Raw genomic sequence first — 14,396 nt, 5'->3', positions numbered from 1 at the left:
CCACACCCCTTCCCCGGCGCTCTAGGCTCTGTACGAAAAGGCTTGAGGCCGCCAGGGCGATGGAGAGATTGGTCTTTTTTTCACGCGGTCCATGGGATGCAGCAAGAGCGAGACCTGGGGGCCGGGCCTTGTAGTCGCCCCGTGGTCGTTTGATCACGGGGTTTTGACAGTGCCCAGGCAAATTTTTCACATCGACGCCTTCATGATCGTTCTCCCTCGTTCGTCCTATTACAGGAGAGTGCCCGGTGATCTTTTCTGAACAGGCTGCTAAGGAGTTCTTGCATGCATAACGCGCAACTGCCCATGGAGGGCAAGCCACGGTCGTCCGGCGTCGCGATGACCGCCTCCCAGCGTCTGTCGGACAGGAGCGCCGAGCGAGGCGGCAACGAACACATCAAGCGCTTGCTCAAGCGCTTCGGGCTCAGGACCAGCCTGATCCGCCTGAAAGTCATCGATGCGTTGCTCAACGCCGCCGAAGAAAACCGCAACCTGGGCGTACGGGGCGTGCATAGCCAATTGCTGGAGCTGGACATTCCCTTGTCCTTTCTCAGTGTGCGCGAGGTATTGAAGCGTCTGTGCAGCGAAGGGGTGGTCATCCTCAACCCGGATAAAAGCTACTGCCTGCACCCCGATGCCATAGCCCTGCTCCACGCGGGCGAATGAACGAGACGGTCAGGGCTTGACCTTGCGCCGCATCACGCCGTTGATCACCACCACGATGACCGCCACGGCAATGGCGATGTACTGGAACAGCTGCTCGCTGATCATGCCCTTGCCCTGCATCCAGGACAGCCCCAGCATGATCGCCAGCACGACGAGGACGATCAGGATCGAGTATTTCAAACGTTGCGAATGAGTCATTGCCAATTTCCCGAATGTAGCGTTCTGGATCCGCGCGCCCCCCCTGTAGTCGACGGGCAGCGAGCGGGTTGCCATGGTACAACCGAAGCCCCCCGCCCGCACACCGGCATCCGGCGAGCACGCTGAAACCTTACACGGCTGTAATCCTCCCCTCAGCCGGCTGTCAGCTCGCACTCGCTAACCTGTTATCCTCCCGCACAACCGTTCTACACGAGACTGCCCACATGGTTAATCCCCTGCACCTGCTCGCCCTGAGCGCCCTGTTCGTCACCACCCTGGTCCAGGCCAGCGAACCGCTCACCGTCGATGTGCACCGCGACGCCAACTGCGGCTGCTGCAAGAAATGGATCGCCCACCTGCAAGCCAATGGTTTGAAGGTCAACGACCATGTCGAGGCCGACATGAGTTCGGTCAAGCAACGCCTGGGCGTGGCACCGAACCTGCGCTCTTGCCACACCGCCGAGATCAACGGCAAATTCGTCGAGGGCCATGTGCCGGCCGACCAGGTGCTGGCGTTGAGCAAGCGCAACGACTTGCTCGGAATCGCGGCGCCCGGCATGCCCATGGGCTCACCGGGCATGGAGATGGACGGCATGAGCGACGCCTATCAGGTCATCGGTCAGAAACCGGACGGAAGCCAAACCGTGGTGGCCGATTACCCGGCCCATTGACGCGGCAAGCAGATCCTCGGCCTGGGCCAACGGCCAACCGATCCGTTCCCACCCGAGCCCAGCCCCCGTGGCGAGGGAGTTTACTCCCGCTGGCCTGCAAAGCAGGCCCCCGCGTTACTTCAGCCGAGCCACCTCGTCCGGTTTCACGACTACCGCGCCAACTGCCCCATCCGTAGCCGCGGCACGCCCCGGGAGCTCCAGTTCGTCAGGCACTGCGGGCTGACGCCCATGACTTCGGCGAAAGCCACGGGGGCCTCGCCCTGTAATGGTGCGTCCGGCCACCACATCGCGCACATCAATAGAACAACGCCCTCGCCCTACCGCATTTTTGTTTCAACCCCATGCACTTCGTCGGCGCGTATCTCCCTTTGTCATGTAAGACATTGCCGACAAAAACCGCGATTGTCCGACAATGCGACGAAGCGCGCCGCACCGCTCTAGGTTCTGACCTAGACTGCCTGTCCGGGGGGAAAACCGGCCGGTCGTCCCGATGAAAAAAAGTCGAAACTTTTCGCAACGGTGACGGGTCAGGTTAGAGGTAGGGCATCCGTGGCTGGTGCAGTCCTTGCAAGTCCATGAAGCAGCCCTTTCACCTGTTTTGCTTCGCCGCATTGGGCAGTGCATTGCTCCCCTTGCGCAGTATGTGTGTGTGCGCCTGGCCGCAGGATTCGGCCAATGAAACAACAGCTCTGGCGCTAGCCGGAAACCGATCGAAAATAGGAGTCATATATGATCAGTGCTGCCTTGGAACCACAGCAAGTCCGCTCGCAACTCCCGCCGGCGGCCGAATCGCCGACGGCACCGGTGCTGTCCACCGGAGGCAAGGCACTGCTCCCTGTCGTTCGACAGAACCCCAATCGCAAGAAAATCCTTTTCGTGACCTCGGAAATCGCCGACCTGGTGAAGACCGGTGGCCTGGGCGACGTTTCGTCCGCCCTGCCCCGGGCCATGGCCGGCCTGCATGACGTCAGGGTGTTGATCCCCGGCTATCCGCAGGTCATGAACAGCGGCAATCCGATCCACATCATCGGCGAACTGGGTGGCCACGCCGCATTGCCGCCGTGCAAGATCGGGCGCATGGACATGGCCGACGGCCTGGTCATCTACGTGTTGATCTGCCCGGAACTGTTTGCCCGCGAAGGTTCGCCGTACGGCGCCAATAACGGTCGCGACTGGCCCGACAACCACATCCGCTTCGCCCGGCTGGGCCTGGCCGCCGCCGACATCGCCGCCAACCTGGCGCAGATCCACTGGTGCCCGGACCTGGTCCATGCCCACGACTGGCCGGCCGGACTGGCGCCGGCCTACATGCACTGGCGCGGGCAGCGCACCCCGACCCTGTTCACCATCCATAACCTGGCGTACCAGGGCGTGGTGAGCCTGGCGTCCTGCCCGGAACTGGGGATTCCCGAGCACGCCCTGCAACAGGAAGGCATGGAGTTCTACGGCAAGTTGTCGTTCCTCAAGGCCGGCATGGCCTACTCCAGCCACATCACCACGGTCAGCGCCACCTACGCCCAGGAAATCACCACGCCGGCCTTTGGCTGCGGGCTCGACGGTTTCCTCGCGTCCAAGACCCAGCAAGGCTTGCTCAGCGGCATTCCCAACGGCATCGACGAGAGCTGGGACTCGGCCACCGACACGCACCTGCTGCACAACTTCGCCATTGGCGACTGGGAAGGCAAGGCGGTCAACGCGTCCCAGGTGCGCAACCTGTTTGGCCTGGATGAGTCCACCGGCCCGTTGTTCGCCGTGGTGTCGCGCCTGGTGTACCAGAAAGGCCTGGACCTGACCGAAGCCGTCGCCGATTTCATCGTTGCGTCGGGCGGCCAGATCGCCATCATCGGACGCGGCGAACCGGAGGAAGAACAGGCGATGCGTGAGCTGGCCTTGCGCTTTCCCGGGCGGATCGGCGTGCGCATCGGCTTCAACGAAACCGATGCGCGGCGGATGTTCGCCGGCAGCGACTTCCTGTTGATGCCCTCGCGCTACGAGCCCTGCGGCTTGAGCCAGATGTACGCCCAGCGCTTCGGCTCGCTGCCAGTGGCGCGCAACACCGGCGGCTTGGCCGACACCATCGAGGACGGCGTCACCGGTTTCCTCTTCGACGAGTCCACGGTCCAGAGCTACAAGCAAGCCCTGAGCCGGGCCTTCAAGGTCTTCGAATTCCCCGGCCTGCTCAACGCCATGCGCTGCCGAGCCATGTCGGCGCCGTTCAACTGGTGCAAGGCGGTAGAACCCTACGCCGAACTCTACGAACAGCTGGTGGCCAAGTCACTGGGCAAATCGGCCAGACCATGAGGTAACGATGTCATCAAGGACGCCAGATACATGGACCCATGGCGCGGTCATGCTCGATGCCGAGCACACGCGCTTCGCCCTCTGGGCACCGGATGCCTTTTTTGTCAGTGTCGAACTCGACACAGGGGATTCAATCCCGCTACTGCCCCAAGCCGACGGCTGGTTCGTGATCCAGACCCGCTGCCCCGCCGGCACCCGCTACCGCTATTGCATCGATGGCGAAGTGGAGGTGCCGGACCCGGCCTCCCGCGCCCAGGCCGGTGACATCGATCGCCAGAGTGTGGTGGTCGATCCCCACGCTTACCCATGGCGACACACCCGCTGGTCCGGACGCCCCTGGTACGAAGCGGTGATCTACGAACTGCACGTCGGCACCCTCGGCGGTTTCGAGGGCGTCGAGCAACAACTGGCGCGCCTGGCCGGGCTGGGTGTCACCGCCATCGAGCTGATGCCGCTGGCGCAGTTTCCCGGCGATCGCAACTGGGGTTACGACGGGGTCCTGCCCTACGCGCCCCAAGCCTCCTACGGCACGCCGGAACAGCTCAAGCACCTGATTGACAGCGCCCATGGCCATGGGTTGTCGGTGATACTCGACGTGGTCTACAACCACTTCGGTCCCGACGGCAACTACCTGCATCGCTACGCCAAAAGCTTCTTCCGCGAGGACAAGCACACGCCCTGGGGCGCGGCGATCGACTTCCGACGCCGCGAAGTGCGGGACTTTTTCATCGACAACGCGCTCATGTGGCTCCTGGAATACCGCTTCGACGGCCTGCGCCTGGACGCCGTGCACGCCATCGAGGACCCGGATTTTCTCCAGGAGCTGGCGACCCGGATACGTGAGCAGGTAGACCCTAGCCGGCATGTCTGGCTGACCGTGGAAAACGAGCACAACCAGGCCAGCCTGCTGGAACACGGCTACGACGCCCAGTGGAACGACGATGGCCACAACGCGTTGCACGTGCTGCTGACCGGCGAGACCGACGCCTATTACGCCGATTATGCCGAACAACCCACCGAGCAACTGGCGCGCTGTCTCAGCCAGGGCTTCGTTTTCCAGGGCCACATCAACCGCCACGGCCAGGCCCGGGGCGAACCCAGCGGTCACCTGCCGCCCAGCGCCTTCGTGTTGTTCCTGCAGAACCATGACCAGATCGGCAACCGCGCCCTGGGCGAGCGCCTGCACCAACTTGCCGAACCCCAGGCCTTGCAGGCGGCGACGGCATTGCTGCTGTTGTCGCCGATGATTGCGCTGCTGTTCATGGGCGACGAGGTCGGCGCCAGGCAACCCTTCCTGTTCTTCACCAGCCACCACGGCGAGCTGGCCGAGCGGGTGCGCGAAGGCCGGCGTAACGAATTCAAGGCTTTCAGCGCATTCGCCGACCCGGAAAAACGCAAGGCGATTCCCGACCCCAACGCGGCCAGTACTTTCAACGCCTCGCGCCCGACCCTGGAGGCCCAGCAACCGGAACAGCTGGACAACGAGGCGATGTATCGCCACCTGCTGAAGATCCGCCGGGAAGAGATCATCCCGCGCCTGCCCGGAGCCCATGCCCTGGGCGCCGAGGTGCTGGGTCACGGCGCTGTCAGTGCACGTTGGCAACTGGGCGATGGCAGCGTGTTCCGCATCGACCTGAACCTCAGCGACCAGCCTGTCGAACACACCGCCCCGGAAGACGCACGTATTCTTTTCGAACATCCGGAACAGGCCACGGGTCTGTTGCAACAGGGGATCCTGACGCCCTACAGCGCGCTGGTCAGCCTGACCCAAGCGGCCATCTTGCCCAACATCATCGGAGAGCGCCCATGAGCGACGCGCAACTGGAAATCCTGGCCAGCCAGGCGGGCCTGGCGGTTGACTGGATCGACGCCAATGGCCGGCCCCAGAAAGTCTCGCCGGCCGTGTTGCGCTCAGTCCTCACGGCCCTTGGCCATCCGGCCGGGACGGCCCAGGAAATCGACGCCAGCCTGTTGCAGTTGCAGCAGGCCCAACAGAATCACCGACTGCCGCCCCTGCTCACCATCGATGCCGGGGCGAGCCTGGACCTGAGCCGCTATTTCGAGGCCGCGACCGCTTGCGAAATCAAGCTTGAAGACGGCGCGACCCTGCACCTCAAGCTCGATGACCAGGCCCGGCTGCCCGGGATGATCCCGGTCGGTTACCAGCACGTGCACATCCAGGACCAGCATTTCACCCTGGCCGTCGCACCGGCCCGCTGCTACAGCGTGGCCGATGCGGTGGACGATCCGACACCGCGTGCCTGGGGCTTCAGCGCACAGCTCTACGCGCTTCGACGCCCCGGCGACGGCGGCTTTGGCGACACACTTGCCCTGGAAGACCTGGCGCGGGTGGCCGGCGAACGCGGCGCCGATGCCATCGCCATCAGCCCGATGCACGCCATGTTCAGCAGCGACACCCGCCGATACAGCCCGTATTCGCCGTCCAGCCGACTGTTTCTCAACAGTCTGTACGCCGCGCCAGGCGCGATCCTCGGTGAGCGAGCCCTGCGCGCCGCCATCGATGCCACCGGCCTGACCGAGCAACTGCGCCACCTGGAAGAACAGCCGCTGGTGGATTGGCCGGTGGCGGCCCAGGCCAAGCAGCAGATCCTGCGCGCCTTGTACGACGGTTTCAGCCAGGGCGCCCATCCTTTGCATGAAGACTTCGCCAGCTTCCGCCACGCCGGCGGCGAGGCCTTGGAAAACCACTGCCGCTTCGAAGCCCTGCAAGCCGAACGCGCCGCCTGTGGCGAAAGCCTCGATTGGCGCCAGTGGCCGGAAACCTGGCGAGACCCGCGCAGTGCCGTGTTGGCGCATTTCGCCGAGGAAAATGCCGACGAGATCGGTTACTACGCCTTTTGCCAGTGGCTCATCGCCCGTTGCCTGGAACGCGCCCAGAGCGCGGCCAAGTCCAGCGGCATGGGCATCGGCCTGATCGCCGACCTCGCCGTGGGCGCCGACGGTGCCGGCAGCCAGGCCTGGAGCCGCCAGGACGAGCTGCTCGCATCACTGACCGTGGGCGCCCCGCCCGACATCCTCAACCGTTCCGGCCAGGGTTGGGGGATCTCGGCGTTTTCCCCGGAAGGTCTGGTACGCAACGGCTTTCGCGCCTTCATCGAAATGCTGCGCGCCAACTTCGCCCATGCCGGTGGTTTGCGCATCGACCATGTCATGGGGCTGCAACGGCTTTGGGTGATTCCCAACGACGCCCCGCCCAGCGATGGCGCCTATTTGTATTATCCACTGGACGACCTGCTGCGCCTGCTGGCCCTGGAGTCCCACCGCCACCAGGCGATCGTGCTCGGCGAAGACCTCGGCACGGTGCCCGACGGCCTGCGCGAAAAGCTCAGCGCTCGCTCGATCCTGGGCATGCGTGTGTTGCTGTTCGAACAGGACAACACCCATTTCAAGCCGATCCTCGACTGGCCGGACAATGCCCTGGCGACCACCAGCACCCACGACCTGCCGACCCTCAATGGCTGGTGGCACGGTCACGATATCGACTGGACCGCCCGACTCGAACTGATCGACTCGCCAACGGAAATGGACTGGCGCAAACACCGTGAGCGTGAACGCGAAGGCCTGCGCGCGGTGTTGAACCAGGACCCGCAGAACTTTCGCGAGGAGCATCGCGAAACCGACCAGGTGCTCGACGCGAGCGTGCGCTTTCTCGGCCACACCCGCGCGCCGCTGGTGTTGTTGCCGCTCGAAGACGCCCTGGGTATCGAAGAGCAGGCGAACTTGCCCGGGACCATCGACACCCACCCCAACTGGCGCCGCCGTCTCGGGCACGAAAGCCAGGTGCTGCTGGATGACCCGGACGCTGCCCGACGTCTGGAAATACTCGCCTGCGCGAGACTTCAGGCGAATGAGCGTGACCGATGAAACAGACGTTGATCCCTCCCCTGCGTGCAACGCTGCGCTTGCAGTTTCACAAAGGCTTCACCCTGGACGATGCCGTTCCCCTGGTGCCGTACTTCGCCTCGCTGGGCATCAGCCATGTCTACGCCTCGCCGCTGCTCAAGGCGCGGGCCGGGTCCATGCACGGCTACGACGTGGTCGATCCGACCCAGGTCAACCCGCAGCTGGGCGGTGAAGCGGCGCTCGGGCGTCTGGTTGCCACCTTGCGCGAACACAGGATGGGCCTGATCCTCGACATCGTCTCCAACCACATGGCCGTTGGCGGCAACGACAACCCGTGGTGGCTGGACCTGCTGCAATGGGGTCGCCTGAGCCCCTATGGCGAATTCTTCGACATCCAGTGGCATTCCCCCGACCCGTTGATGGAGGGGCAACTACTGTTGCCATTCCTCGGCAGCGACTATGGGGTGGCGTTGCAGGAAGGGACCTTGCAGCTGCGTTTCGACGCCAGCCAAGGCCGCTTCTACGTCGAGCACTATGAACATCATTTTCCCATCTGCCCGATGCATTACGGCGAGCTGCTGCGTCCTGCAGAGAACCTGCCCACCGAGCAGGCCGAGGCCCTCAAGGCATTGGCCGAGCGCTTCACCACGCTCAATTACCAGACCGACGCCCACACCCTCGCCCGCCCGCTGCAGACGGAACTGAGCGATCTGGCAGCCCAGGGCAGCCTCCTCGCCGCCATCGAGGACAACCTGCGTGGCTACGATGCTACTCAACCGACGGGGTTCGAGCGCCTGCACCAGTTGCTGGAACGCCAGAGCTACCGACTTGCCAGCTGGCGCACGGCGGCGGACGACATCAACTGGCGACGCTTTTTCGATGTCAATGAACTGGGTGCCCTGCGGGTCGAGCGGCCGGCGGTGTTCGAAGCCACCCACGCCAAGATTTTCCAACTGATCGACCAAGGCTGGGTGGACGGCCTGCGGATCGACCACATCGATGGCCTGGCCGACCCGCGCGGTTACTGTCGGAAATTGCGCAGGCGTGTCGATTCGCTGTCGCCGTCGCGACACTTGCCGATCTTCGTCGAGAAGATCCTCGGCGAGGGTGAGGCCTTGCGTCGTGACTGGAACGTCGACGGCAGCACCGGCTACGAATTCATGAACCAGATCTCGCTGTTGCAGCACGAGCCCGGCGGCAGCGCGCCCCTGGCCGAGTTCTGGACGCGCCACAGCGAGCGGCCCGCGCACTTCATCGAAGAAGCTCGCCTGGCCCGCCAGCAGACTCTCGCCGGCTCCCTGGCCGGCGATTTCGAAAGCGTCGCGCATGCCTTGCTGCAAGTGGCACGGGACGATGTCATGACCCGCGACCTGACCCTGGGCGCCATTCGCCGGGCCTTGCAGGCATTGATCGTGCACTTTCCGGTGTATCGCACCTACATTACCGCGCGGGGCCGCAGCGCCGAAGATGAAGTGTTCTTCCAACAAGCGCTCGAAGGCGCCCGACAAACCCTCAGCGAAGCCGACTGGCCGGTGCTCGACTGCCTGGCCGGCTGGTTGGGCGGGTTGCCCTGGCGACAACGTCCTCGGGGCAGCCAGCGCAAGCGCTTGCGCCATGCCTGCGTGCGCTTCCAGCAATTGACCTCGCCGACCGCCGCCAAGGCCGTGGAAGACACGGCGCTCTATCGCTCGGCGGTGCTGCTGTCGCGCAACGACGTGGGTTTCAACACCGAATGCTTCAGCGCCGCCCAGCAAGCGTTTCACGACGCCTGTGCGCAACGGCTTGCCCATTTCCCCGACAACCTTGTGACCACCGCCACCCACGACCACAAGCGCGGTGAAGACAGCCGCACCCGATTGGCGATACTCAGCGAACGCACCGACTGGTACACCGCCTGCGTGGAGCAATGGCGCATCCTCTCCCCTTCGTTGCACAGCGACCCGGCGGCCCCCTCGGCCGGCGACGAACTGATCCTGTACCAGGCCCTGCTCGGCAGTTGGCCCCTGGACCTCGATCTCCAGGATCCCAAGGCCCTGACCGAGTACAACGAACGCCTGTGGCAATGGCAATGCAAGGCCCTGCGCGAAGCCAAGCTGCAAAGCAGCTGGGCGGCGGTCAACGACGCCTACGAGCAGGCGACGCAGATGTTCCTTGAACGGCTCCTGCTATGCGATGAAGGGCTGCCGCTGCGCAGCGCCATCGCCGAAGCCGTGCAAGCGATCGCGCCAGCAGGTGCTCTCAACAGCCTGGCGCAAACCTTGCTGCGCATGACCGTACCCGGTGTGCCGGACCTGTATCAGGGCAACGAGTTCTGGGATTTCAGCCTGGTGGATCCAGACAATCGCCGCCCGGTGGACTTCAACGCTCGCCGCGAAGCGATGCAGGCCGACAGCAGTGCGCCGGCCCTGGTCGACGCTTGGCGCGATGGGCGGATCAAGCAGGCATTGATCGCCAGGACGCTGGCCCTGCGCGCCGAATACCCGATGCTGTTTCGCCAGGGCCGCTACCAGCCGCTCAAGGTGATCGGCGAATACGCTCACCGGGTCCTGGCGTTCATGCGTGAGCACGGGCAACAACGGGCGGTGATCGTGGTGCCGATCCATGCAGCCGCGCTGCTGGAAAACGGTGCCGTACCGCAGGTGGCGGCGTCGAAATGGGGCGATACCCGCGTGTCGTTACCGTTCGCCGCCGAGGAAGGAAAACTGAAGGGACTTTTTTCAAGCCAAGCAGTCACACCCCAAGGGGAGCTGATGCTCAGCACCGCATTGGGGGAGTTCCCGGTCAACGTCTTTATCCAACCTTGAGTCAGTCAGGAGCACAGCGATGAGTACCGACGATAAACGCATTCGCGAATTCGCGTATCAGATCTGGGAGTCCGAGGGTCAGCCCAGTGGCCAGGAGAAACGCCACTGGGAGATGGCGCGCAAGCTGGCCGAGGCCGAAGCGCTGGCACCCAGCAAGCCAGCCAAGGCGGCGAGCAAACCGACGGCCAGCAAATTGGATGGCGCCAAGCCTGCAGCCGCCAAGAGTGCGACGAAAAACACCACCCCCAAGGCCAAGCCTGCCGCCAAACCGCCGGCTGCGACTGCCACCGCAGTGCCAGCTGCGAACAAGGCCGCCGACAAGAAACCCCGCGCCACGCGCAAGCCACCCGCGGTCTGACTCACCGGCATCCTCGGTCTCGAGCTGACGCCTCTTCGTGGCGACGGGTTCATCCCCTCGCCACCCGTTCAGCCCCCCTGAACAACGCCGCTGTCTTTAGTCTGTTTTGCAGGAGCAACCATGACCCGTCCCAAGAAAACCACACCGCCGCCCGTCATCGAGGCTTCGCGGATTCGTGAAGGGCTGCCTTTTCCACTCGGTGCTACCTGGGATGGCCTTGGGGTCAATTTCGCGCTGTTCTCAGCCAATGCAACCAAGGTCGAACTGTGCATTTTCGATGACGCCGGCGAAGTCGAGCTCGAACGCATCGAACTGCCGGAATACACCGACGAGATTTACCATGGCTACCTGCCTGACGCCCATCCGGGCCTGATCTATGGCTACCGGGTCTACGGCCCCTACGACCCGGAGAACGGCCATCGCTTCAACCCCAACAAGTTGCTGATCGACCCTTACGCCAAGCAACTGGTGGGTGAACTGAAGTGGTCCGAAGCCCTGTTCGGCTACACCATCGGCCACCCCGACGGCGACCTCAGTTTCGATGAACGCGACAGCGCACCGTTCGTGCCCAAGTGCAAGGTGATCGACCCGGCCCATACCTGGGGCCACGACCATCGCGTCAGCGTGCCTTGGGACAAGACCATCCTGTATGAAACCCATGTGCGTGGCTTCAGCATGCGTCACCCCGCCGTGCCAGAGCATCTGCGTGGTACGTTCGCCGGGCTGATGGTGGACGATGTGCTCGAACACGTCCGCAAGCTGGGCGTGTCATCGGTGGAGCTCTTGCCCATCCACGCCTTCGTCAACGACCAGCACCTGTTGCACAAGGGCATGACCAACTACTGGGGCTATAACAGCATTGCCTTTTTTGCCCCGGACCCGCGCTACCTGGCCAGCGGCAAGATCGCCGAGTTCAAGGAGATGGTCGCGCACCTGCACGATGCCAACCTCGAAGTCATCCTCGACGTGGTCTACAACCACACCGCCGAGGGCAACGAACAAGGCCCGACCCTGTCGATGCGGGGCATCGACAACGCCTCGTACTATCGGCTGATGCCCGACGACAAACGCTACTACATCAACGATTCCGGCACCGGCAACACCCTGGACCTGAGCCACCCCTGCGTCTTGCAGATGGTCACCGACTCCCTGCGCTACTGGGCCTCGGAGATGCACGTCGATGGTTTTCGCTTCGACCTGGCGACCATTCTGGGCCGTTACCACGATGGCTTCGACGAACGCCACAGCTTCCTCGTCGCCTGCCGCCAGGACCCGGTGTTGCGCCAGGTGAAGATGATCGCCGAGCCCTGGGACTGCGGTCCTGGCGGTTATCAGGTGGGCCGTTTTCCACCGGGCTGGGTCGAGTGGAACGACAAATTTCGTGACACCGTGCGCGCCTTCTGGAAAGGCGACGATGGCCAGTTGGCCGACTTCGCCAGCCGCATGACCGCGTCGGGCGAGATGTTCAACCAGCGCGGCCGCCGTCCATACGCTTCGGTGAATTTCGTCACGGCACACGACGGTTTCACCTTGCATGACCTGGTGTCGTACAACGACAAGCACAACGAAGCCAACGACGAGAACAATCAGGACGGCAGCAACAATAACCTGTCCTGGAACCACGGCGTCGAAGGGCCGACGGACGATCCGCAGATCAATGCGCTGCGTCACCGGCAGATGCGCAACTTCTTTGCCACCTTGCTGCTGGCCCAAGGCACACCGATGATCGTCGCCGGCGACGAGTTTGCCCGTACTCAACACGGCAACAACAACGCCTATTGCCAGGACAGCGAAATCGGCTGGGTCAACTGGGACTTGAGCGAGGACGGCGAGGCGCTGCTCAAATTCGTCCGGCGCCTGATCAAGCTGCGCCTGTCTTATCCGATCCTGCGGCGCGGACGGTTCCTGGTGGGCAATTACAACGAGGACATCGGCGTCAAGGACGTGACCTGGCTGGCCCCGGATGGCAGCGAAATGACCACCGAACGATGGCACGACCATCATGGCCGATGCCTGGGGATGCTGATGGACGGGCGCGCCCAGGAAACCGGCATCCGCCGCAAGGGCGGCGACGCGACGCTGTTGCTGGTGGTCAATGCGCACCATGACGTCGTCAATTTCCTCCTGCCGCAAGTACCGGAAGGCAGTTTCTGGACCTGCATGATCGACACCAACCAACCGGCGGTGCGCGGCCAGGAACGCTTCGATTTCGATAGCGAGTACTCCGTGACCGGCCGCTCGCTGCTGCTGTTCGAGCTGCAACGCGAGGACGATGAATAGCGCCCTGGCGATAAACGGTCAGCCCCTGGGGCGCCACAAGGACGTGGAATCCCAGATCAGATTCTCAAAAAAAATACAGCTCAGATACACCTGTAACGCGACGAATCACCCGACATGGTCAATACTTCGAAGGCGGGTGATTCCAGGATTCGGAGCACCGCAGATCGCAGTCGTGCCGTTCGGCTATCGCCGGACCGTTAGCCTGGTGCACGGCTGCAAGATTGAATATAACAAGGACGTCCCTGATGAAACCCGCCTCTCGCTTGCAAGGCCGCCTGCACCCTCAAATCTGGAACAGCGCGCCACAACTGGCCGATATCCCCATCATCAGTACCCAGACACTCGTGCCCGCCGGCGCCCGTGCCGTCATCCTCTCCCCGCATCCGGGCGATGAGATCGGCGCCTGTGGCGGCCTGCTTCAACTGCTGGGCAACCTGGACCAATCCGTGCTGCTGATTTCGGTCACTGACGGCAGCATCAGCCACCCCGGCTCGCCGTTGTGGACCGATGAACGCCAGCGTGGCTTCCGCCCTCACCCCCAGGAAAGCGTCGATGCCCTGCACCGCCTGGGGCTGCCGGCCAATGGCCTGCAATGGGTGCGTGGCGGCTTCCCGGAAAAGGCCCTGGCCGAACACGAGGCCGAGCTGGCTGCCTTCATTGGTCGATACCTGCGCCCCGACGACGTCGTGTTCAGCACCTGGCGCAAGGACGGCGACAGTGATCATGAAACCGTCGGCCACGCCGGGGCCCAAGCGGCTGAAAACGTCGGGGCGCAGTTCAACGAACTGCCGGTGTGGGCCTGGCACTGGCCGATCCGCGAGCAGAACAAAATACCCTGGCACCGTGCCCGCAAGCTGCGCCTGGATGTCTGGACCACCGCCCGCAAGCGCCACGCGATGCATGCCTACGCCAGCCAGCTCAACGGCGAACCCGCCAACGGCATTTCACCGTTGGTGCCGCGGGTCATCCTGGATCGCATGGGCATGCCGTATGAGATTGTCTTTATCTGAATAACTGAAACCACCCAAAACCTGTGGCGAGGGAGCTTGCTCCCGCTCGGCTGCGCAGCAGTCGTAAACCCAGGCAATGCGGTTTATCTGAAACAATGCGGGGGCCTGCTGCGCAGGCCAGCGGGAGCGAGCTCCCTCGCCACAGGGGAGGTGTAACGCTTGAGTGTGCGGGGAACCCATCGCGAGCAAGCTTGAACTGGTCAAGTAATTCTGGACACCAGTTAAGGTTTCACGAGGCCAGTTTCTC

General features: G+C 63.6%; 10 protein-coding genes. 9 read left to right on the top strand and 1 reads right to left on the bottom strand.

Going from position 1 to position 14,396, the window contains the following annotated elements; all coding sequences use genetic code 11:
- The first annotated feature begins 282 nt into the window (after positions 1–282).
- A complete protein-coding gene (locus ACODSJ_RS04660; RefSeq protein ID WP_489100611.1) occupies positions 283–663 on the top strand; it encodes a fe2+ zn2+ uptake regulation protein in 381 nt (126 codons plus the stop codon).
- 9 nt (positions 664–672) lie between these two features.
- Here the strand turns inward: ACODSJ_RS04660 and ACODSJ_RS04655 are convergent, their stop codons facing one another.
- Positions 673–861, bottom strand: a complete 189-nt coding sequence (locus ACODSJ_RS04655; protein WP_042731964.1) for a hypothetical protein — start codon at positions 859–861, stop codon at positions 673–675.
- A gap of 224 nt (positions 862–1,085) precedes the next feature.
- On the opposite strand from ACODSJ_RS04655, the gene ACODSJ_RS04650 reads away from it, so the two are divergent.
- From ACODSJ_RS04650 to ACODSJ_RS04615, 8 genes are all read left to right on the top strand, one after another.
- Complete coding sequence (locus ACODSJ_RS04650) at positions 1,086–1,532, top strand: DUF411 domain-containing protein (RefSeq protein WP_489100610.1); 447 nt, start codon at positions 1,086–1,088, stop codon at positions 1,530–1,532.
- 729 nt (positions 1,533–2,261) lie between these two features.
- Positions 2,262–3,833: a glycogen synthase GlgA gene (glgA, locus tag ACODSJ_RS04645; RefSeq protein WP_489100609.1), complete on the top strand. Its 1,572-nt coding sequence runs from the start codon at positions 2,262–2,264 to the stop codon at positions 3,831–3,833.
- 7 nt (positions 3,834–3,840) lie between these two features.
- Positions 3,841–5,643 (top strand): malto-oligosyltrehalose trehalohydrolase, encoded by a 1,803-nt coding sequence (gene treZ / locus ACODSJ_RS04640; protein WP_489100608.1) that lies wholly within the window; start codon positions 3,841–3,843, stop codon positions 5,641–5,643.
- Positions 5,640–7,718: a 4-alpha-glucanotransferase gene (malQ, locus tag ACODSJ_RS04635; RefSeq protein WP_489100607.1), complete on the top strand. Its 2,079-nt coding sequence runs from the start codon at positions 5,640–5,642 to the stop codon at positions 7,716–7,718. The genes treZ and malQ overlap by 4 nt, the downstream gene beginning before the upstream one ends.
- The gene (locus ACODSJ_RS04630) at positions 7,715–10,501 is read left to right on the top strand and encodes a malto-oligosyltrehalose synthase (protein WP_489100606.1); all 2,787 of its coding nucleotides are present in this window, start codon (positions 7,715–7,717) and stop codon (positions 10,499–10,501) included. The genes malQ and ACODSJ_RS04630 overlap by 4 nt, the downstream gene beginning before the upstream one ends.
- 19 nt (positions 10,502–10,520) lie before the next feature.
- The gene (locus ACODSJ_RS04625) at positions 10,521–10,859 is read left to right on the top strand and encodes a DUF2934 domain-containing protein (protein WP_489100605.1); all 339 of its coding nucleotides are present in this window, start codon (positions 10,521–10,523) and stop codon (positions 10,857–10,859) included.
- A 120-nt stretch (positions 10,860–10,979) separates the two neighbouring features.
- A complete protein-coding gene (gene glgX / locus ACODSJ_RS04620) occupies positions 10,980–13,139 on the top strand; it encodes a glycogen debranching protein GlgX (protein WP_489100604.1) in 2,160 nt (719 codons plus the stop codon).
- Between the two features lie 245 nt (positions 13,140–13,384).
- Positions 13,385–14,149: a PIG-L deacetylase family protein gene (locus tag ACODSJ_RS04615; protein ID WP_489100603.1), complete on the top strand. Its 765-nt coding sequence runs from the start codon at positions 13,385–13,387 to the stop codon at positions 14,147–14,149.
- Positions 14,150–14,396 lie beyond the last annotated feature (247 nt).

The sequence above is a fragment of the Pseudomonas sp. FG6 genome, from assembly GCF_057809015.1.
The sequence above is the reverse complement of the archived record's forward strand: the minus strand, read 5'-3'. Positions and strand labels throughout refer to the sequence as shown.